Raw genomic sequence first — 21,273 nt, 5'->3', positions numbered from 1 at the left:
AATATGCGTTTGAATATACCTAACATTTTGTCCTTACTGAGACTATTTTTGATCCCAGTATTCGTTGTCGTTTTCTATCTACCTTATCAATGGGCTCCTTTCGCTGCTGCGATGGTGTTTTGGGTAGCAGGTTTCACTGACTGGCTAGATGGCATGCTAGCTCGTAAGTTAGGGCAAACGTCTCGCTTTGGTGCCTTCATTGACCCTGTGGCTGACAAAGTGTTGGTCGCTACGGCTCTTATCCTGATTACTGAGCATTACCACTCGATTTGGATAACTATCCCAGCGGTGACCATGATTGCTCGTGAGATCATCATCTCAGCGCTTCGTGAATGGATGGCTGAAATCGGTAAACGTGCAAGTGTTGCGGTATCTTGGGTTGGTAAAGTAAAAACGGTTTCTCAGATGTTCGCCCTTTGGGTACTTATCTGGCGCTACGACGATTGGATGGTATGGGTCGGATACATTGCGCTCTATGTCGCAACCGTACTTACTTACTGGTCAATGGCACAATACTTGATGGCCGCCAAAGACGATTTGTTAGACGAAAAACATCATTGATGAAGAAGCGAGCTGAGGCTCGCTTTTTTGATCTTTAACCTAAGGTTAAATTATCAATAGTGGATATCTAATGTGATATAGATCTCCTTTGAATAACCCGCTCACAGTGTGTTTTGAACATAAAGTCAGCTATTTGGCTTGTTTCGTATGAAATCTATTCAAACGAATTAAAAATACAAAAATAATATTGACTCAATCGTCTGAATCCGTAGAATGCATCCCGTACCCAAGAGGATGGCAATGAGCGATTCGATTGGAGTTACTAAGGCGCCTTGGCAGAGTGGCTATGCAGCGGATTGCAAATCCGTGGACCTCGGTTCGACTCCGGGAGGCGCCTCCATTCTCTCTTTCTTCTAGAAAGAAATTGAATGAAAATGCGATACTAGCTCAGTTGGTAGAGCGCAACCTTGCCAAGGTTGAGGTCATCGGTTCGAACCCGATGTATCGCTCCAAATTTTGTAATGTTGATTGGCGTCAGCATTAAGATGGTGTTTTACTTTTCAGTAATCGGCATCGCAATAAAGAATTGCGTGCCCTGGTGGTGGAATTGGTAGACACAAGGGATTTAAAATCCCTCGGCGTTCGCGCTGTGCCGGTTCAAGTCCGGCCCGGGGCACCATCTATTAAAGTCTTTATCTCGATAAAGCAAATGCGATACTAGCTCAGTTGGTAGAGCGCAACCTTGCCAAGGTTGAGGTCATCGGTTCGAACCCGATGTATCGCTCCAAATTAAGAAGCCCGAATAGAAATGTTCGGGCTTTTTGGTTTCTGGCGTTTAGATTTTACGGGTAAGTACTCTTGTTGTTTGAACCCGCACTCAAAATTTATTTCTATTTTTGCCTCAAAGTTTGCAATCAAGTTCGTTTAAGTAAGTTAGTTTTTAAAAGCGAGATTCCCTATGAACTCGTGCCTCGTGCTAGGGAATGACGGAAACGCGGACAGGTGATTAACTTTCGATTCCTTTATCTGTGTAGTGAACTTTGTTGGTTTCAGTGTGAGATTCCCTATGAACTCGTTCCTCGTACTAGGGGATGACGGAAAGACGGTATGACCTCAAAGTCTCTCTAGTAACGTTTATAACTCCACGTCGTCATCCTCGGGCGTGAGGAACGAGCGAACCGGGGATCTCTTGCCGCTTGCTGATTAACTTCAGTTTAATCTATTGCATCAGATAGTTTCTTGAATAAAGCAATACAATGACATGTTGTAAGGGGTTCTCTATGAACTCATTCCTCGCTCTAGGGAGTGACGCCTTGACCTCAAAGCTTCTCTAGCAACGTTTATAATCCCACATCGTCATCCTCGGGCGTGAGGAACGAGCGAACCGGGGATCTACTTACGGTCTGCTGATTAACTTGTGTTTAATTCATCGCATCAGATAGCGTCTTGAATAAAGCCATACAATTACATGTTGTAAGGGATTCCCTATGGACTCGTTCCTCATACTAGGGAATGACGTAAAGGTACCATGGCTCAAAGCTTATCTAGCAACGTTTATAATCCCACGTCGTCATCCTCGGGCGTGAGGAACGAGCGAACCGGGGATCTCTTACCGCTTACTGATTAACTTGTGTTTAATCTATTGCATCAGGTAATTTGTTGAATAAAGCAATACAATGACATGTTGTAAGGCGTTCTCTATGAATTCATACCTCGCGCTAGGGAATGACAGAATGAGGCCACAGCCTCAAAGCTTCTCTAGCAACGTTTATAATCCCACGTCGTCATCCTCGGGTGCGAGGAACGAGCGAACCGGGGATCTCTTTCCTAAACTTAGTGTTGACGATATTTGCAGCAATTGCTTAGCCACCGCTGCTATTTATCAAGCTATTATTAAAAACTATTGGTCGTTCATTTCACTTTATGTTACTTTCCCGCGCAATCTCGGAATGAACAATGTTCAAGAAGAGCAACGATTGCTTCTGGGGGATACGCGTAGTGACCATTCTTGCTGATTGGGACATTACGTAGGGTAGGTATTGGCTAGTCCTTTAGCTGATAGACGGGATACTTATGGCGCAGTTCGCCATGTTAATGGGAAACCCAACATTGAACACACTAATTACAACATTGCTAATCAGCTCTGCATTTCCAAAGGGACCAGCTCCTCATAGCTGCCCGATCCTGCAAAAATGTCCAATTCTTCAAAACAGTAGCATTACTGAACCTTGAGCTCACGCTAACAATTTATCGCTGTCTTAAGACGGCTTAATTTCGTATTCGTCATTTGACTTATGCGAGCGTACAGCTATATCTCATTTCTAGACAATACGTGTACTTCACTATGAACTCTCTCCAAATTTAACGAGAGTTGGTGGGTAATTGCGTCTGATGGAGGTGAGTATGAACACATTCAAGGGGACTTTTATGACTACCGCCTTTGAAGTCGATATCAATACTATCGCAAATTCATTTTCAACTATGGTTCCTATCTTAGAGGGAACGTACGACCTAACACCTGACGCTATTTTGCTAGAGCAAGAACAGCATGAGTCGGATGTTCGCTCTTACCCAAGACGCTTGCCTATTGCTATTAAACGAGCATGTGGCGCTTTAGTTGAAGATACTCGTGGCCAACTCTTTCTCGATTGTTTAGCCGGTGCAGGTACACTTTCTCTGGGTTACAACCACCCTGAGATTAACCAAGCACTTAAAGATCAGCTCGATTCTGGTTTGCCATACCAAACACTTGATATCACGACTCAAGCAAAAGAGACGTTTATCAAGCGAGTTAAAGCTTTTCTTCCTCAAGACTTTTCAAATAACTCGGTTCTTCAATTCTGTGGCCCATCGGGTGCTGACGCTGTGGAAGCGGCGATCAAGCTCGCTAAGCAAACTACAGGTCGCAACACCATGTTTGCTTTCCGTGGTGCTTACCATGGCATGACCAACGGCACCATGGGCATGATGGGTAACCTCGGCACTAAAGAGCGTCGTAGCGGCTTGATGTCTGATGTGCACTTTATGCCTTTCCCATACAACCTCCGCTGTCCGTTTGGCATTGGTGGTGAAGCGGGTGCCAACGCGAGCATTCGTTATATCGAGCGTATGTTGAACGATGACGAGTCTGGCATCATGAAACCAGCCGCGATGATCGTTGAACCTGTGCAAGGTGAGGGCGGTGTGATTCCTGCTCCAGCATCTTGGTTACAAGGCTTACGTCGCATCTGTGACGAGCACGGTATCCTACTGATTTTTGATGAAATTCAGTGTGGTGTGGGTAAAACGGGTCATCGATTTGCGTTTGAAGAGTCAGGCGTTAATCCAGATATCTTATGCTTGTCTAAAGCGATTGGTGGCGGACTGCCTATGTCGCTGCTTGTGTTCGATAAGAGCATCGATACATGGAAAGCGGGTGAGCACACCGGTACATTCCGTGGTAACCAATTAGCAATGGTGTCTGGCGCTAAGGCATTGGAAATCATCGAGCGTGATGGTTTGGTTGAGCACGCGAACATCGCAGGCCAATACTTACGTCATGGGCTTGAGAAGATTCAATCACGCGTTGGCTGTATTGCTGAAGTTCGCGGTAAAGGTTTGATGCTTGGCGCTGAGATCAAGCAACCAAATGGTGAGCTTAACAAGTTTGGCGAACCACAATCCGACGGCGAGCTAACTCTAGCGATTCAACGAGCAGCACTAGAGCGCGGCTTGATGGTCGAAAAGGGCGGCCGTGATGGTTCGGTTATTCGCTTCCTTCCACCAATGATTATCTCTTTTGAGCAGATCGACTTTGCACTCCGCGTAATGGAAGAAGCGATCATCGCAGCTGGTGGTGGTTTACAACAAGACCCAGCTTCAAGCGAACAAGCAAACCAAGAATGGAACAAGCATTTCATCCAGACAGGTTTAGGCGGTAGCGACGAATTTGCTAACGTGATGAACCAAACCACTCAAGCGATGAAAGCGGTTTTTGAACAGGTTGAAACCCCTTATTCGGGTTTAGATCCAAAAGTGTTAGAAGCAGCTATCAATGCTGTCGACCTTGATAACAATCAACACGCTTTGGTTGATGTTGTAGATAGCACTGCAGACCTTGTTGCTGCAAACTCCATCTTCGTGCAACACCCAGACTGTATTGCACACCTTCACACTCCGCCTCTTATGGCTTCGGTAGCAGCGGAATCGATTATCGCGGCGTTGAATCAATCAATGGATTCATGGGACCAAGCATCGGCTGCGACTTATGTTGAGCAGCGCGTTGTAGATTGGATGTGTGACAAATACCAACTTGGCGCACAAGCTGACGGTGTTTTCACCAGCGGTGGCACGCAAAGTAACCTAATGGGTCTATTGCTTGCGAGAGACTGGGTTGCGGATAAGCACAATGGTCATTCTATCCAAAAGCTTGGCTTACCAGAATACGCGAGCAAGCTGCGTATCTTATGTTCAAAGAAATCTCACTTTACGGTTCAAAAGTCAGCCTCTCTATTAGGGCTAGGCGAAGCGGCAGTGTGCTGTGTTGACACTAATGCAAACGGCACTATCAAGCCTGACTTGCTAGACGCAGAAGTGAAAGCGCTTAAAGCTCAAGGGTTGATTCCTTTTGCTGTTGTCGGTACTGCGGGTACTACCGATCACGGTGCTATTGACGACCTTGAGGCGATTGCTGACATCGCAAACCAACAAGATCTTTGGTTCCATGTCGACAGTGCTTACGGTGGCGCGCTTATCTTAAGTAGCCATAAAGCTCGTCTGAAAGGCATCGAGAAAGCGGACTCTGTCAGCGTTGATTTCCACAAGTTGTTCTTCCAAACAATCAGCTGTGGTGCTGTGCTGCTGAAAGACAAAGCGAACTTTAAGTTCCTACTGCATCACGCAGACTATTTGAATCGCGAGCACGATGAACTGCCAAATCTCGTCGATAAGTCTATTGCGACCACCAAGCGTTTCGATGCATTGAAAGTCTTCATGACGATGCAAAGCGTTGGGCCAAAGCAGCTGGGTGATATGTACGACCACCTTTTAGAGCAGACGCTTGAAGTTGCAGACCTAATTCAAAACCAAGACGATTTTGAACTGCTTGCAGAGCCGTCACTGTCTACTGTGCTATTCCGATCGGTGCCTCGCAATGGGCAATCAGCAAACGGTGAGCTAGATTTAGACAAACTGAATCAAACGTTAAGACTGGAAGCACTGACTCGTGGTGTTGCCGTGCTTGGCGAAACGGTCGTCGACGGTAAAAGCGCGCTGAAATTCACTATCTTGAATCCGTGCTTAACGACATCAGATTTCAAATCTCTAATTAACAAAATTCAAACTTTAGCTATTGAGCTAGCAGAACAACAAGGGTAATTAAAACTATGGCTATTCTACAAATTGGTGCAGGCGGCGTTGGTTGGGTTGTTGCACACAAAGCAGCACAAAATAACGAAGTTCTGGGTGATATCACAATCGCTTCTCGCACAATCGCGAAGTGTGAAAAAATCATCGAATCTATCAAGGGAAAAAACAACCTTAAAGATTCAACTAAGAAACTAGAAGCACGTTCAGTAGACGCTGATGATGTTGATGCGCTTGTTGCTTTGATTAAAGAAGTTCAGCCGGATCTAGTGATCAACGCTGGTCCTCCTTGGGTAAACATGGCGATCATGGAAGCGTGTTACCAAACTAAAGTCTCTTACCTAGATACATCGGTTGCGGTTGACCTATGTTCTGAAGGTCAACAAGTACCACAAGCTTACGACTGGCAGTGGGGCTACCGTGAGAAGTTCGCTGAAGCAGGCATCACAGGTATTCTTGGCGCTGGTTTCGATCCAGGTGTGGTATCAATCTTTGCTGCGTACGCGGTTAAGCACTTGTTTGATGAGATTGACTCAATTGACGTAATGGACGTGAATGCTGGCGACCACGGCAAGAAGTTTGCGACAAACTTTGACCCAGAAACCAACATGCTTGAGATCCAAGGCGATTCTTTCTACTGGGAAAATGAAGAGTGGAAACAAGTACCTTGTCACTCTCGTATGCTTGAGTTTGAATTCCCGAACTGTGGTTCTCATAAAGTTTACTCAATGGCGCACGATGAAGTTCGTTCAATGAAAGAGTTCATCCCTGCTAAGCGCATCGAATTCTGGATGGGCTTTGGTGATGCATACCTGAACTACTTCAACTGCATGCGTGATATCGGTCTTCTTAGCCCAGATCCGCTAACACTGCACGATGGTACAGTGGTTCAGCCTCTGCATGTTCTTAAAGCACTACTGCCAGATCCAACATCTCTAGCTCCGGGTTACACAGGTTTAACGTGTATCGGTACTTGGGTTCAAGGTAAGAAAGACGGTAAAGAGCGTAGCGTGTTCATCTACAATAACGCAGACCACGAAGTGGCTTACGAAGACGTAGAGCACCAAGCGATCTCTTACACAACCGGTGTTCCAGCAATTACCGCTGCACTTCAGTTCTTCCGTGGCGAATGGGCTGATAAAGGCGTGTTCAACATGGAACAGCTAAACCCAGACCCGTTCCTAGCAACTATGCCGGAAATCGGTCTAGATTGGCACGTTCAAGAGCTAGAGCCGACAGCTGGTTTACCTCTGATCCACACTTTGAAGTAATTTCTGGCTCTTTGCCCTCGTCGCGTTGTCCTAGTGACAAGGTCAAAGCTCTGCAAATCCCATTCAAAGTCATATGATTGACGAGAACGTATAATTACAAGCCGATGCTGTTGCGTCGGCTTTGTTCGATTATCATGTGCCTTCGTGAACTCGAGGGCCGCAAGGTATTAACATGCAAAACAACGAACTAAAAACGCCTTATTTCATGATCAACGAAGACAAGTTGATTGCGAACTTAGAGAAAGCTAAGCAGTTGAAAGAGATTTCAGGTGTGAAGCTGGTATTGGCCCTGAAGTGTTTCTCGACATGGGGTGTGTTTGACATCATCAAACCTTACCTCGATGGCACGACAAGCTCTGGTCCATACGAAGTGAAACTTGGCCACGAAACCTTTGGTGGTGAGACGCACGCTTACAGTGTCGGTTACAGTGAAGATGACGTGAGAGAGGTTGCTGACATCTGCGACAAGATGATCTTCAACTCTCAAAGCCAACTTGCTGCTTACCGTCATATTGTTGAAGGTAAAGCTTCACTGGGTTTACGTTTAAATCCGGGCGTGAGCTACGCAGGACAAGACTTGGCTAATCCAGCGCGCCAGTTCTCGCGTTTGGGCGTACAAGCTGATCACATCAAACCAGAAATTTTCGATGAGATTAATGGTGTGATGTTCCACATGAACTGTGAGAACAAAGACGTCGATGCATTTATTGGCCTACTTGATTCAATCTCAGAACAGTTTGGTGAGCACTTAGATAAGTTGGGCTGGGTGAGCATGGGCGGAGGTGTGTTCTTCACATGGCCTGGCTATGACATCGAAAAACTCGGTCTTGCGCTGAAAGCCTTCTCTGAGAAACACGGCGTGCAGATGTACCTTGAGCCGGGCGAAGCGATCATCACTAAAACAACCGATCTAGTTGTGACAGTGGTCGATATTGTTGAGAACGTGAAGAAAACAGCGATTGTGGATTCAGCGACTGAGGCGCACCGCCTTGACACGCTTATCTACAATGAGCCAGCATCGGTATTGGAAGCATCAGAAACAGGCAGTCACGACTATGTGATTGGTTCATGCTCATGTCTCGCGGGCGATCAGTTCTGCGAAGCGAGCTTTGATGAGCCACTTAAGATTGGTCAAAAGCTGCATCTGTTAGACAGCGCGGGTTACACCATGGTGAAACTGAACTGGTTCAATGGCCTTAAAATGCCATCAATCTACTGCGAACGTAGCGGTGGTGAAGTTCAGAAGCTAAATGAATTCGGTTATGAAGACTTCAAACGCTCATTATCACAATGGTCAGTTAAGTAACTGAATCACAAGTTCAGAGCAATAAAAAGAGCAGCCAATGAGCTGCTCTTTTTTGTTCTTTAATTTTGTTTATTTAGCTTTCAATCATCACACGAGTATCTTCACTGAGCGTTTCGAGTTCATTAACTACGTCGTCGATCTGTACTTCGATTGGCAGCTTAACGGCGATTTTTGATGTGAATAGACTTGAGCTAACACCGCCACCACCTGCGATAAAGACACGGTGACAGTCCATATCGAGAATACTGATCCCTTGTCTATCCAATACATGAGTCACTTCGTTGACGATACCTGCTCGGTCGTTAGAGTCGAGTCTCAAGTGATGGACCGTGTCTTGAACATTGTGCGTATGATCGGAATCGACAAACTGCACGATGAGATCTGGATTGGCGCTGAACGCTTCTTTTACAATCGATTCGTTGATGGCTGGAAGTTGAACCTTTAGTACGCCTGCGACTTGGTCTTCAATAAAGTTCACTTTACTGATGAGCCATTTGCCGTCGTTTTCGTGAGTAACCGCAGCAAGCTGTTTGATTGTTGCTGGTGATGCTTTTCCGATAAAGTTTACGATAAATGTACTGTTCATATCAGCCCCCAAGGTTTCAATTATTCTTTGCTAATTAAATGTTTGATATCACGTGATAAAGTTCTTTAATTTCAGTGTAGAAGGTTACATAGAACAATGTTTGACCTAGGTCAATTTTTGAAACTAAGCTTCGATGCAAAAAAAGAGAATGAAGAGTAGGGCACAAAAAAAAGCGGCTAGAGAGCCGCTTTTTAGAAGAGTTGTCACTGTGATTGATGATTCAGCAACTTATATTCAGTAACTTGTATTCAATAACTTATATTGAGTAGTACTAGAGACGAATTAGAACGTTACTTTGAAGTTCATACCAACAAACTGAGAGTCATATGGTGCGCCAGCATCGTAAGCAAAACGTGCAGCGTCTTGGTTATCCCACCAAGGGTTAGTATTCAGGTTAACTTCTGCGTCACCGCCCCATGCATCACTTACCCAGTAATGGATATGGCCAACAGGGTTAAGGAAGAATAGCGACACATCACCCATGGTTTGAGAGCCCATCACTTCGCCACCTGAAGCAATGATATCTTGCTCTGCTTCTAGCATCATTTCACCGACAACCGCACCGAAGAAAGGTGTGATGAAGAGATCCTGCCATGAAGGTACTTCAGCAAACGCTTCTACGCCGTATTCCCAGAAGAACGTCGACATAGTCCAAGAGTATAAGAATGACTCAAACTCGTCGTAACCTGCGTGTCGAGCTGCGGTGTAGTAAACACCACCAAAATATGGGTGCATTACGTAGTTTAGGAAGTGTTCGTCACGGTCCCATACTGGGCCTTCAGAAACGTTATCTTTCCACTTTTTACCTAATGAACTGATATCACGTTGGTCATCATCCCACTTAGTAATACTTTCAGGGAGTAGAGTCATTAGACCCACTGTCGCGACACTTAAGCCAAGAATGGTGTAGGTTTGACCCATTAGGTAATCCCAATCTTTCTCCTGGCTTACCAACATGTGTTTTGGTTGTTGGATTGAGAAGTCGTACTCATCACTCGATTCGCTCAGTGCGTAATTGGTACTAGGCTTGTAGGTGTACAAGTTGTCATTAAAACAGTAATCTTGAGCACATTCATCCGAGTAAGAAAGGTTGATTGGCTGGTCGAAGTCGTATTGGCTTGCAACCGAGTTAACTGACATTAGCATTGAAAATGCGGCAGTAACCTTTGCTAGTAACGGTGATTTGGCCACAAGGGTCTCCATGAGAAAGTTTGGAATTGATCAGGGTCACAATTATCTATTAAATGCCTGATTTAGGGAACTAATAATTTATAGCTTTTCCTAAGAAAACCTTAGGTTTAACATTATTAATATTAGTGAAAAGGCGAATTGCTCCAAATTCAACCATAGACCAGTTTGTAAATAATGCAGTGTCTTTTTATGACAACAAGGGATAGAAATATGACGAAAATCGCAATGTTAAGCACAGGTGAAGAAGTTCTTCATGGAGACATTGTAGATACAAACGCAGCTTGGATGTCTGCTGAGTTTTATCAGCATGGTTTTGCGCTTGCTAAGCGCTCAACTGTGGGTGATCAAATGAATGCTCTTGTTGAAGAACTGCTGATGCTGAGCTTTAACTATGATGTGGTTATCGTTAATGGTGGTTTAGGCCCGACAACCGATGATATGAGTGCTGCAGCCGCTGCAGCTGCTTCAGAGCAGAAACTCGTCATGTTCCCTGAATGGCTTGCTCGTATGGAAGAGATGTTCTCTGGACGTGGCATGCCAATGCCAGACAGCAACCTTAAACAAGCTTTGTTACCTGCGAGCTCAGAGATTGTCGATAACCCTGTGGGGACGGCTTGTGGCTTCAAACTGAAAATTAACGATGCGACTTTCTATTTCACGCCGGGTGTACCAAGTGAATTCAAGCGCATGGTGACGTTTGAGATTCTTCCTGACTTGTCGCGTACCTACCCTCAAGTGGTTGCTTCTGAATGCAGTCGACTGTTTACGTTTGGTTTGTCTGAATCCGGTATCTCTGATGTTTTGGACCAATTAAAGCTGCCAGAAGGTTATGAACTTGGCTACCGCTCTTATCTGCCGTTTATTGAGGTCAAACTGTTTGGTCCTAAGGCAGACTTAGAAACTCGCGTTAAGCTTCTGCAGATGGTTTACAAGCTGCTAGAGAGTAATGTCGTGAGTGTCGATGAGCCGATGATTGACCATATTGGACACATCATGGCGGAAAAAAAGAAGACGTTATCTGTGTCTGAAGTGTCGACCAAAGGTTCACTGTCAGCGTGGCTGCAATTGAATGAGCAGATAGAAGATTGCTTCGGACACTCGTGGGTGATGGCTGAGCCAAAAGAGAGCGAACTTGAAAAAAGCGATCCATTAGCCGCAACCTTTGCTCTGGCTGGAGCAACAAGAGAGAAGTGCGGGACTGAATTGGCGTTGGTGACTGGTAAGCTGGAAGGCAAAACATTCAGCGTTGCACTGTCGACTGAAGCAGGCGAGTGGGGTCAGGTACTTGAGTTTTATCGTCAGTACTCCCGTGAAGATCAACGTAACGTGATTAAGACCGTTGCCGCCGATATGCTGAGAAGGCATCTAGACAACAAACCGATGTTTGGTACTTACTCTTCGGTTAAGCGATTGAAAGACATGTTTATTCCAGCGGCTATCATTAAGTAGCTATGTAAGCTAACGATGTAAGCGAACTCGCTAAGTCTGTACTAAAAACGCTAGAAAAAACGAAATAAAAAGGCCCAACATCTAAATAGGTGTTGGGCCTTTTGTTTATCTAGCCTTCTAGATAACCAAACAAGCAGCGATGTTTACACGCAACTCATGTCTGTAAGAACTCGATTACAAACCGCTTGTCATATGTAGGCTGTAGAACAAACCACGGCCGATTAACTCTGAAGCCAAGAACAATACTAGTGCTAAGCTAAGGTTAACTGGGTTCACTTTTGCTTTGTTCAGCATAGGTAGAATCCAAATCAACAAGCTTGCCATTAGCAGTGCCACTTGAAGAATCACATAGCTACCTAAACCATCGACTAACTCAGACGCTTTTGCCGCTGAAGTTTGGATGTCACCGATTAGGTTCAGTTTTCCTACTGTCACAAGCAAGCTGATAGCAACAGCGATAACAGCCAGCATGGTGATGTTACGGTCAACCGTAAAGCGGCTGTCGTTTGCAAATACAATCACGAACTGAGATAACAGCAAGCCACCCACAACCATCGTCATGATGAAGCTCAGTGGTGTGTAGATGTTGTCCCACGTCGGTACTGTGTTGATCATGTATACGTTGATCATCGCGTACATGAAGATAACACCCAGTACCATCGCGCCAACCATCAGTGCTTTCTGGATAGCAACGCCACCTTTCTTAACTACCGACAGTAACCATTGCAGGCCACCGACAGCGAAGAATGCCGCACCGAAGAACACTTCGTTAGACAACCAAGCCGAACCTAGCTGATTAAAAGCGTTAAACGCGCGCAGTGGAGAGCCAAGGTGCGTTGTCGAGAACATGAAGCCAAGACCCATCAGTGCCCATAGGATGAACATTGGAACCTTGTAGCTGTTCAGCTTCTCTTCGTCATGACCAAGTACCAGTGCTCGTGCACCAATCAGTAAGTAACCGCCAACCGCAGTTTGCGCCAGCACCGTAAAGAAGATTAAAGACCACTCATGAAAAATCATCTTACACCTCCTTCGGGTTTGCTAAGTGACCACTGGTATCGCCAGTCGGCTTCGCGTTTTTGTTCAGCTTAATCACGATGTTTGGTAGCGTTTCTGTTGAAGATGGCAGTGGAGCCACATCAGCACCAGAGCCGTACTTCTCGCGAAGTGTATTGATTTCGCCAAACTCCAATGCACGAAGTGGGCAAGACTCAACACAGATAGGCTGTTTGCCTTCAGAAACGCGTTGGTAACAACCATCGCATTTCGTCATGTGACCTTTCTTAGCATTGTATTGTGGTGCGCCGTAAGGACACGCATTGCTACAGTGCTGACAACCAATACATACGCTCTCATCAACCACAACCAAACCGTCTTCATCACGTTTGTGCATCGCGCCTGAAGGACACACTTTCACACACGCTGGATTAGTACAGTGGTTACAAGCGATAGAAAGGTAGTAAGAAAAGACATCTTTCTGAACCCAGGTATCGCCATCTTGAGTGAAGCCACCACCGGCATATTCGTATACGCGACGGTAGTTCGTTTTGATGTCTAGATCGTTATAATCTTTACAAGCAAGCTGACAGGTTTTACAACCCGTGCATTTACTTGAATCAATGTAAAAGCCGTATTGTTTCATTCCAACCTACCTTATGCTTTCTTTAGCGCTTTGATTTGAACTAGGTTTGTATGCTGAGGGTTACCCTTAGCAAGTGGGCTCGGGCGCTGAGTGGTCAGCACGTTGATAGAGCCTGCATGGTCGATCTTCTGACCATCTGGTGCGTACCATGCACCTTCGCCTAGTGCGACAACTCGAGGAAGAATCCTTGGTGTCACTTTCGCTGGAATGTGTACTTCGCCACGGTCGTTGAAAATACTCACCATGTCGCCGCTTTCAATACCACGTTCTTTTGCATCGATTGGGTTGATCCACAACTCTTGCGGTGCGGCTGCTTTGATTTCTGCAACGTTGCCGTAAGTTGAGTGAGTACGAGCCTTGTAGTGGAAACCAGTTAGCTGAAGTGGGTACTTCTCTGCTAGTGGATCGTTATGACCTTCAAAAGAGTCCGCGTAAATCGGAAGTGGGTGAATCACTTCGTCTTCTTTCAGCTTCCAAGTCTTCGCGATATCAGCCAGTTGCTCTGAGTAGATCTCAATCTTGCCACTTGGTGTAGTCAGTGGGTTCGCTTCAGGATTTTTGCGGAAGTCTTCGTAAGCGATGTAGTGGTGGTCGTAGCTACGTTTGTAGATACCCAGCTCTTTCATCTCTTCGAAGGTTGGCAGTGTTGGATCGTTCTTACGAGTTTCTGCGTAAAGGTGCTCAATCCATTGCTCTTGAGTACGGCCTTCTGTGAACTCTTTTTCGACGCCCATTCGTTTCGCAAGCTGAGTACACATCTCGTAGATAGATTTGGCTTCAAACTGAGGCTCAATCGCTTTCTGCGCGTAGATGAAGTAAGGCATGTTCGCCGCTTTACCGTCCATACACCAGTCGTCTTGCTCAGACGTTGTTAAGTCTGGCAGGATGATATCGGCGTATTTCGCTGAAGAAGTCATATGGTTATCAACCACGACAATCATTTCACACGCACTTTCATCTTGAAGAATCGCGTGAGTCTTGTTGATGTCTGAGTGTTGGTTAATGATGCAGTTACCTGCGTAGTTCCAGATCATCTTGATTGGGTTCTTAAGGCGCTCTGCACCGCGAACACCATCAGTGATGTCGGTCATTTCATGGTGACGGTAAATCGCGTCTGTCCACATGAACATTGAAATAGACGTTTCAACTGGGTTTGGCACAGTAGGGAAGCGCACAAACGGAATGTTGATGTCACTTTCACGAGCACCTGTAGAACCACCTGATACACCCACAGAACCGGTGAGTAGCGACAGCATTGCGATTGCACGACAAGCTAGCTCACCGTTCGCAGTACGTTGTAAGCCCCAACCTTGGTGGATAGCACACGGTTTTGCTGTGCCCATTTCACGGCCAAGCTTAACGATGGTATCAACTGGAATACCTGTGATCTTAGAAGCCCACTGCGGTGTCTTCTCTACGCCATCTTCACCTAAACCTAGGATGTAAGATTTGTAGTCGCTGTTTTTAGGCGCTGATGCAGGCAGAGTTTTCTCGTCGTAACCTACGCAGTATTTATCTAGGAACGGTTGGTCGACAAGGTCTTCAGTGATCATCACATGCGCAAGGCCTGCAACCAATGCCGCATCTGTAGAAGGACGAATTGGGATCCATTGATCTTCACGGCCACCGGCAGTATCGGTGTAACGTGGATCGATGATGATCGTTCTTGCGTTTGATTTGTTTTTGCTTTCAACGTAGTGGTGGATCTGGCCGCCACCAGACATACGTGTCTCAGCAGGGTTGTTACCAAATTGGATGTTAAGCTTAGTGTTCTCTAGGTCAGAGAAAGAGTTGTTGTTTGCCCAACCGCCGTAGGTGTAGCTCAAGCCTTTCGCAATTTGCGCGGTTGAGTAGTCACCGTAATGGTTTAGGTAACCACCACTTAGGTTCATTAGACGAGCAATCAGCGTTTGTGCTGGTGGCCAAGACTTAGTTACTGTACCGCCCAGCGTACCTGTACCGTAGTTTAGGTAGATAGTGTCGTTACCGTAGTCTTTGATAAGGCGTTGCATGGTGCCAGCGACTTCATCATAAGCCTCTTCCCAGCTAATACGCTTAAACTTACCTTCACCACGTTTACCCACACGTTTCATTGGGTACTTTAGGCGATCTGGGTTGTAAACACGGCGGCGCATTGAGCGACCACGTAGACACGCACGAACTTGGTGATGACCGTATTCGTCAGTACCTGTGTTGTCTGTTTCTACGTATTTGATTTCACCGTTTTGGACATGCATACGCAGTGGGCAGCGAGAGCCACAGTTTACTGTACATGCACTCCATACGATTTTCTCATCCACATTCTCAGCAACCGCAGCCGCTACTGGTTTGGATTTGAAAGGTAAAGCGATACCGCCCGCGAGTGCGGCTGCACTACCTATCGCCGAAGAAGCTTTCATGAAGCCTCTTCGAGTAAGATTCATTACCCCAGATTCTTTCTTATTCGTCATTCTAAGATGCCTTTTGTTATTGATAGCTAGCACTTTATAGGTAGTTTGTTCTTTATGTATTTATTTCGAATTATTGATTGATTGGCATCAAATAAGTGTGAAATTTAAAGTTTATGAATTGAATGTATAAAATAGATCAAAGAATGAAATGAGTTAATTAATATAATTATCTTTAAACCTATAACGGTATAAATAATAATGATTATCGATACGCATAAATTATTGGGTTCGCTATTTTATCAAGCGACAAGTAAAGAACAGTTAATCACCATTGTCGAAGCTTTGGTTGAGAGCGAAGTACTCTCTGAAGAATGCTTGCAGGCATTGAGAAGTGAAGACGAAGATGCGCTCGCAGCAGAGTTCAGCCGCCTGTTTGAAGGCGTTGGAGACATGCCAGCTCCGCCTTGGGGTTCTGTATACCTAGATAAAGACCGCGTTGTGTTTGGCGCTTCTACGGTTGAGTATCGCCAGTTTTTAGAATTGAATCAGATTGAATTAGACACTGGGTTAAGAGAGCCGGAAGATCAATTTGGTTTAATGTTATTCGCTCATGCGTATTTGTTAGAAAATAATAATATTAATTCAGCGAGTGAATTGCTCGAAGGTCACTTATTAACTTGGTCTTCTGTTTATTTAGAAAAACTAAATAAAGCATCAGAGCTATCTTTTTATAAAAATCTATCGGTTGATGTAATAGATTGGCTTAAGTACTTAACATCTGAATATAATTTAAACGTTACTAGTAAAAAGTTATATATCGACTAATGTCTGAACAAATAAATTCAAATAGACGCGGTTTCTTAACTCGACTTTCTAAACCGGTTAAAGCAGCCGCGAATTATGAAGAGATATCACAGCGCTTGCATGCAAGACCGCCAAGAGCGGTTGATGAGGTGCTGTTTGAGCGTCTTTGTGACAGTTGTGGGCTGTGTGAACAAGCGTGTCCGAATAGCGTTATTGAGATGCTAGAGGGCAGTGCGCTGCTGAATTTGGATTACAACAGTTGTTCTATGTGTAACAAATGCACTGAAGTGTGTCCGACTGGCGCACTTCATCCAACGGTCACGCCTTATATCGACCTCAAGCCGAGCTTTGCGGATAGCTGTAATAATTACATGCAAATGGACTGTTCAGCATGTCAAACTGCGTGTTCAGAAGGTGCAATACACATCGAAGTAGGAGAGTTGCCTACAGTGGACAAAGATAAGTGTAATGGCTGTGGAGAGTGCCGAAGCGCTTGTTATATTGGCTCTGTGACTCTTAACCTGACTCAGCAATAAACGTTTGGCTTTGTATGACACAAGCCAACAGGAAGATTTGGTTGAGTGATAGACGAGTCGTTTAGATACCTAAAGACATAAATAGAAAAGGGTCCGCATTCCTAAAGGAAGCGGACCCTTTTTTGATTCTTATTGACGATATTCGAACAAAGCGACCTAAAGCCAGTTGGCTTATGCGCGTTTTTGCTTGTTTCTATGAATAACGTTACTCAGCGATAGCTCAGTCTTTGCTTTACAGATACAAGGCAATATTTCATTACCTTGTGTGTAAGCCATAGCAAAACCAACGTATTCGACCTCACCAGAATCCAACGTGCAGCGGCAAGCGCCACAGTGACCATCTCGGCAGTTGTATTCTGGCTCTAACCCAGCTTGTTCCATTGTTTCCAACAGAGTGTTTGAAGGGTTAGATTCAATTGAAGTCAGCTTGTTGATTTTGATTGTTGGCATTACAGCTCAAATCCTTCAAAGTCGTCAGCTTTTACTTCGTTGTCGATTTGGCCAACTAGGTAAGAACTGATTTCTGCTTCTTGTGGAGCAACTTGAACGTTATCTGAAGACAACCAAGCGTTAATCCATGGAATTGGGTTCGACGTTGCTGCTGGGTAAGCGGTACCTAGGCCAACAGCCTGCATGCGGATGTTGGTAATGTACTCAACGTATTGGCAAAGAATGTCTTTGTTTAGACCAATCATAGAGCCATCTTTGAATAGGTATTCTGCCCACTCTTTCTCTTGCTCAGCCGCTTCTTTGAATAGGTCGAAACACTCTTGCTTACACTCTTCAGCGATCTGCATGAATTCGAAATCATCTTGACCGTTACGTAGCAAGTTGATCATGTGCTGTGTACCAGTAAGGTGAAGGGCTTCATCACGAGCGATTAGCTTGATGATCTTCGCGTTACCTTCCATTAGCTCACGCTCAGCGAATGCAAATGAACATGCGAAACTTACGTAGAAACGAATCGCTTCTAGTGCGTTTACAGACATTAGACATAGGTAAAGTTTCTTCTTCAGGTCGTGAAGTGAAACCTTAACATCTTCGCCGTTGATGCTGTGGTTGCCTTCACCGTAGCGGTGGTAGTCAGCCGTCAGCTTGATTAGGTCGTCGTAGTAGAAAGCGATGTCTTTAGCACGCTTTAGAATCTCTTCGTTTTCAACGATGTCGTCGAATACTACGCCTGGATCATTCACGATGTTACGGATGATGTGCGTGTAAGAACGAGAGTGAATCGTTTCAGAGAAAGACCAAGTCTCAATCCAAGTTTCTACTTCTGGTAGAGATACCAATGGAAGTAGGGCAACGTTAGGGCTGCGGCCTTGGATAGAATCTAGAAGCGTTTGGTACTTCAAGTTAGAGATGAAGATGTGCTTTTCATGCTCAGGAAGCTTGTTGTAGTCGATACGGTCGCTAGACACGTCTACTTCTTCTGGACGCCAGAAGAAAGAAAGCTGCTTCTCGATAAGCTTTTCGAAGATTTCGAATTTTTGTTGGTCGTAACGTGCAACGTTTACCGACTGACCCAAGAACATTGGTTCTTTTAGTTGGTCATTTTTTTGCTGAGAAAAAGTACTGTAAGCCATAAATGCCTCAAATCCTTTAAAGACCCGTAATAAAACGGATCCTGTTAATGCTTTAAACCCAGAGAAGATAACTCTTCTCTGGGGTCTTAATGTTTATTGCGGTTTAGATCTTACAACCGCCGCCTTCACAATCTTCTTCCGGCACTTGAACTGCATCGCCTTGGTCGTCTTTAGCACCATCACGAGTGTTATGGTAGTAAAGCGTCTTAACACCGTACTTGTACGCTGTTAGTAGGTCTTGAAGCAGCTTCTTCATTGGTACTTTACCGCTGTCGTAAACACTTGGATCATAGTTAGTGTTTGCAGAGATAGCTTGGTCAACGAATTTTTGCATGATACCCACTAGGTGTAGGTAACCGTCGTTAGAACCAATGTTCCAAAGTAGCTCGTAGTTCTCTTTAAGATTTAGGAAATCTGGAACCACTTGCTTCAGGATGCCGTCTTTCGATGCTTTCACTGATACGTAACCACGTGGTGGCTCGATACCGTTAGTCGCGTTCGAGATTTGAGACGATGTCTCAGAAGGCATAAGCGCTGTTAGCGTAGAGTTACGCAGACCGTGCTCCATGATCTCTTCACGTAGAGAATCCCAATCGTAGTGCAGTGGCTCTTCACATACTAAGTCGATATCTTTTTTGTAAGTATCGATTGGCAGTAGGCCTTTCGCGTAGTTGGTCTCGTGGAAAGATGGGCAACGACCTTGCTCTTTCGCTAGTTCAACAGATGCTTTTAGCAAGTGGTATTGAATTGCTTCAAAAGTACGATGAGTCAGGCCATTCGCGCTGCCATCAGAGTACTTAACACCATTCTTAGCTAGGTAGTATGCGTAGTTGATTACACCTACACCTAAAGTACGACGGTTCATTGTCGACTTGTATGCAGCTGGAAGCGGGTAGTCTTGGTAATCAAGCAGTGCATCTAGAGCACGAACAACCAGCTCAGAAAGCTCTGCTAGGTCGTCCAGTTCATTGATTGCGCCAAGGTTGAATGCTGAAAGCGTACATAGTGCAATTTCGCCTTCGTCATCTTCTACGTTAGAAAGTGGCTTAGTAGGAAGCGCGATTTCTAGACATAGGTTCGATTGACGAACAGGTGCAACTTCAGAATCAAACGGGCTGTGTGTATTACAGTGGTCAACGTTCTGAATGTAGATACGACCAGTAGAAGCACGCTCTTGCATTAGCAGAGAGAACAGCTCAACGGCTTTAACCGTTTCACGCTTCACTGAAGGATCGTTTTCGTACTTAACGTATAGCTCTTCAAAACGGTCTTGGTTTTCGAAGAACGCATCGTAAAGGCCAGGTACGTCTGAAGGTGAGAACAGGCTGATGTTGCCACCTTGAACTAGGCGAGAGTACATAAGCTTGTTCAGTTGTACGCCGTAATCCATGTGACGAACACGGTTCTCTTCAACGCCGCGGTTGTTTTTCAGTACTAATAGAGACTGAACTTCACCGTGCCATAGTGGGTAGAACACTGTTGCTGCACCGCCACGAACACCACCTTGAGAACAACATTTTACTGCTGTCTGGAAGTATTTGTAGAAAGGGATACAGCCCGTGTGGAACGCTTCACCATTACGGATTTCAGAACCAAGTGCGCGGATACGACCTGCGTTGATACCAATACCAGCACGTTGAGATACGTAACGAACAATTGAGCTTGCTGTTGCGTTGATTGAATCAAGGCTGTCACCACACTCGATCAGTACACAAGAACTGAATTGACGAGTAGGCGTACGTACACCAGACATGATCGGTGTAGGTAGAGAAATCTTAAACGTAGACGATGCGTCGTAAAAACGTTTGATGTAGTCAAGACGAGTCGATTTCGGGTATTTAGCGAATAGACACGCAGCAACTAAAATGTAAAGGAACTGAGCACTCTCGTAGATTTCTTTCGTTACACGGTTTTGCACGAAGTATTTACCTTCGAGCTGCTTAACCGCTGCGTAAGAGAAGTCTAAGTCACGTTTGTGGTCGATGTACTCGTCAAGCTCTTCGAATTCAGCTTTCGTGTAGTCTTCCATAAGGTGGCTATCGTATTTACCCATATCAACCAGTTTTGCAACGTGGTCATACAGTGCAGGCGGCTCGTATTCGCCGTACGCTTTTTTACGTAGGTGGAATACAGACAGACGTGCTGCTAGATATTGGTAATCAGGAGTCTCTTCAGAGATTAAATCCGCTGCTGACTTGATGATAGTTTCATGAATGTCAGTAGTGGTGATGCCATCGTAAAACTGAATGTGAGCTTTCAATTCTACTTGTGATACAGAAACATTGTGCAAGCCTTCAGCTGCCCATGTAATCACGCGATGGATCTTCTCTAGATCGATCGTTTCTTTGCGCCCGTTACGCTTGGTAACAGTAAGTTGTTGGTTCATTCTGCTTAATTTCCCTAACAAAACTGAACAAGGCCGTGTTTTTGTGTATTTCTTTGTAATTTTTGTAAATTACGTTTCGGCTTTGTGATCTTGGTCTACCCATACATTGTAGTTCAAACACAACATATAGGGGTCATTTGTTTGTTGGGTTACAAGATAGTGCTACAACTGATATTTTTCAAGGTAAAGAAATGGGGTTGCTTGTGGATAAGTGGTGGATTGAAAAAAAACTGTAAGTGACCACTAACTGATGAGGTTAGATGTGACTTGATTGTATAAAAGTCG

General features: G+C 45.0%; 15 protein-coding genes and 4 tRNA genes. 11 read left to right on the top strand and 8 right to left on the bottom strand.

Annotated elements, in window-relative coordinates:
- Nucleotides 1-3 precede the first annotated feature (3 nt).
- The 8 genes from pgsA (at nucleotide 4) to nspC (ending at nucleotide 8,421) form a co-directional block, all read left to right on the top strand.
- The gene (gene pgsA, locus MSG34_RS06655; RefSeq protein WP_017061490.1) at nucleotides 4-561 is read left to right on the top strand and encodes a CDP-diacylglycerol--glycerol-3-phosphate 3-phosphatidyltransferase; all 558 of its coding nucleotides are present in this window, start codon (nucleotides 4-6) and stop codon (nucleotides 559-561) included.
- Between the two features lie 266 nt (nucleotides 562-827).
- Nucleotides 828-901: transfer RNA gene (locus tag MSG34_RS06650), tRNA-Cys, on the top strand.
- A gap of 36 nt (nucleotides 902-937) precedes the next feature.
- Nucleotides 938-1,013, top strand: a tRNA-Gly gene (locus MSG34_RS06645).
- An 80-nt stretch (nucleotides 1,014-1,093) separates the two neighbouring features.
- Nucleotides 1,094-1,180 (top strand) — tRNA-Leu (locus MSG34_RS06640).
- Between the two features lie 32 nt (nucleotides 1,181-1,212).
- Nucleotides 1,213-1,288, top strand: a tRNA-Gly gene (locus tag MSG34_RS06635).
- A 1,616-nt stretch (nucleotides 1,289-2,904) separates the two neighbouring features.
- Nucleotides 2,905-5,856: a pyridoxal phosphate-dependent class III aminotransferase gene (locus tag MSG34_RS06630; RefSeq protein ID WP_248336769.1), complete on the top strand. Its 2,952-nt coding sequence runs from the start codon at nucleotides 2,905-2,907 to the stop codon at nucleotides 5,854-5,856.
- An 8-nt stretch (nucleotides 5,857-5,864) separates the two neighbouring features.
- Nucleotides 5,865-7,115, top strand: coding sequence for a carboxynorspermidine synthase (locus tag MSG34_RS06625; RefSeq protein ID WP_050052945.1), 1,251 nt, complete (start codon nucleotides 5,865-5,867; stop codon nucleotides 7,113-7,115).
- Between the two features lie 172 nt (nucleotides 7,116-7,287).
- Nucleotides 7,288-8,421 (top strand): carboxynorspermidine decarboxylase, encoded by a 1,134-nt coding sequence (nspC, locus tag MSG34_RS06620; RefSeq protein ID WP_248336767.1) that lies wholly within the window; start codon nucleotides 7,288-7,290, stop codon nucleotides 8,419-8,421.
- Between the two features lie 73 nt (nucleotides 8,422-8,494).
- On the opposite strand, the gene MSG34_RS06615 is transcribed toward nspC, so the two are convergent.
- Both MSG34_RS06615 and MSG34_RS06610 read right to left on the bottom strand, forming a co-directional pair.
- Nucleotides 8,495-9,007 carry an ACT domain-containing protein gene (locus MSG34_RS06615; protein WP_017061000.1) on the bottom strand — a complete coding sequence of 171 codons (513 nt, stop codon included), beginning with the start codon at nucleotides 9,005-9,007 and terminating at the stop codon, nucleotides 8,495-8,497.
- 282 nt (nucleotides 9,008-9,289) lie between these two features.
- Nucleotides 9,290-10,198, bottom strand: a complete 909-nt coding sequence (locus MSG34_RS06610) for a DUF3943 domain-containing protein (protein ID WP_048607221.1) — start codon at nucleotides 10,196-10,198, stop codon at nucleotides 9,290-9,292.
- 210 nt (nucleotides 10,199-10,408) lie between these two features.
- Here MSG34_RS06610 and MSG34_RS06605 point away from each other — a divergent pair, with 210 nt between their 5' ends.
- Nucleotides 10,409-11,647: a CinA family nicotinamide mononucleotide deamidase-related protein gene (locus tag MSG34_RS06605; RefSeq protein ID WP_248336766.1), complete on the top strand. Its 1,239-nt coding sequence runs from the start codon at nucleotides 10,409-10,411 to the stop codon at nucleotides 11,645-11,647.
- A gap of 174 nt (nucleotides 11,648-11,821) precedes the next feature.
- On the opposite strand, the gene MSG34_RS06600 is transcribed toward MSG34_RS06605, so the two are convergent.
- Genes MSG34_RS06600 through MSG34_RS06590 form a run of 3 tightly spaced genes read right to left on the bottom strand, consistent with a single transcriptional unit; the run spans nucleotide 11,822 to nucleotide 15,739 of the window.
- Nucleotides 11,822-12,667, bottom strand: coding sequence for a DmsC/YnfH family molybdoenzyme membrane anchor subunit (locus tag MSG34_RS06600; RefSeq protein ID WP_248336764.1), 846 nt, complete (start codon nucleotides 12,665-12,667; stop codon nucleotides 11,822-11,824).
- A 1-nt stretch (nucleotide 12,668) separates the two neighbouring features.
- Entirely contained in the window at nucleotides 12,669-13,289 is a 621-nt protein-coding gene (locus MSG34_RS06595) for a DMSO/selenate family reductase complex B subunit (protein WP_004733360.1), read from the bottom strand.
- 11 nt (nucleotides 13,290-13,300) lie between these two features.
- Complete coding sequence (locus MSG34_RS06590) at nucleotides 13,301-15,739, bottom strand: DmsA/YnfE/YnfF family dimethyl sulfoxide reductase (protein ID WP_248336762.1); 2,439 nt, start codon at nucleotides 15,737-15,739, stop codon at nucleotides 13,301-13,303.
- Between the two features lie 198 nt (nucleotides 15,740-15,937).
- On the opposite strand from MSG34_RS06590, the gene MSG34_RS06585 reads away from it, so the two are divergent.
- Together MSG34_RS06585 and napF are read left to right on the top strand one after the other, a co-directional pair.
- Nucleotides 15,938-16,504, top strand: coding sequence for a molecular chaperone (locus tag MSG34_RS06585; RefSeq protein WP_248336760.1), 567 nt, complete (start codon nucleotides 15,938-15,940; stop codon nucleotides 16,502-16,504).
- On the top strand, nucleotides 16,504-17,019 hold the full coding sequence (gene napF, locus MSG34_RS06580; protein WP_248336758.1) for a ferredoxin-type protein NapF: 516 nt from the start codon (nucleotides 16,504-16,506) through the stop codon (nucleotides 17,017-17,019). The genes MSG34_RS06585 and napF overlap by 1 nt, the downstream gene beginning before the upstream one ends.
- Nucleotides 17,020-17,190: 171 nt before the next feature.
- On the opposite strand, the gene yfaE is transcribed toward napF, so the two are convergent.
- From yfaE to nrdA, 3 genes are all read right to left on the bottom strand, one after another.
- On the bottom strand, nucleotides 17,191-17,469 hold the full coding sequence (gene yfaE, locus MSG34_RS06575; RefSeq protein ID WP_010438115.1) for a class I ribonucleotide reductase maintenance protein YfaE: 279 nt from the start codon (nucleotides 17,467-17,469) through the stop codon (nucleotides 17,191-17,193).
- Nucleotides 17,469-18,602 carry a class Ia ribonucleoside-diphosphate reductase subunit beta gene (gene nrdB / locus MSG34_RS06570; protein ID WP_048613156.1) on the bottom strand — a complete coding sequence of 378 codons (1,134 nt, stop codon included), beginning with the start codon at nucleotides 18,600-18,602 and terminating at the stop codon, nucleotides 17,469-17,471. Before nrdB ends, yfaE begins: the two co-directional genes overlap by 1 nt.
- Before the next feature lie 103 nt (nucleotides 18,603-18,705).
- Nucleotides 18,706-20,988, bottom strand: a complete 2,283-nt coding sequence (nrdA, locus tag MSG34_RS06565) for a class 1a ribonucleoside-diphosphate reductase subunit alpha (RefSeq protein ID WP_017060992.1) — start codon at nucleotides 20,986-20,988, stop codon at nucleotides 18,706-18,708.
- Nucleotides 20,989-21,273 lie beyond the last annotated feature (285 nt).

The organism is Vibrio sp. 1CM2L (assembly GCF_023161695.1).
Lineage (GTDB): Bacteria > Pseudomonadota > Gammaproteobacteria > Enterobacterales > Vibrionaceae > Vibrio > Vibrio coralliirubri.
This window is presented reverse-complemented; position numbering and strand designations above follow the sequence as displayed.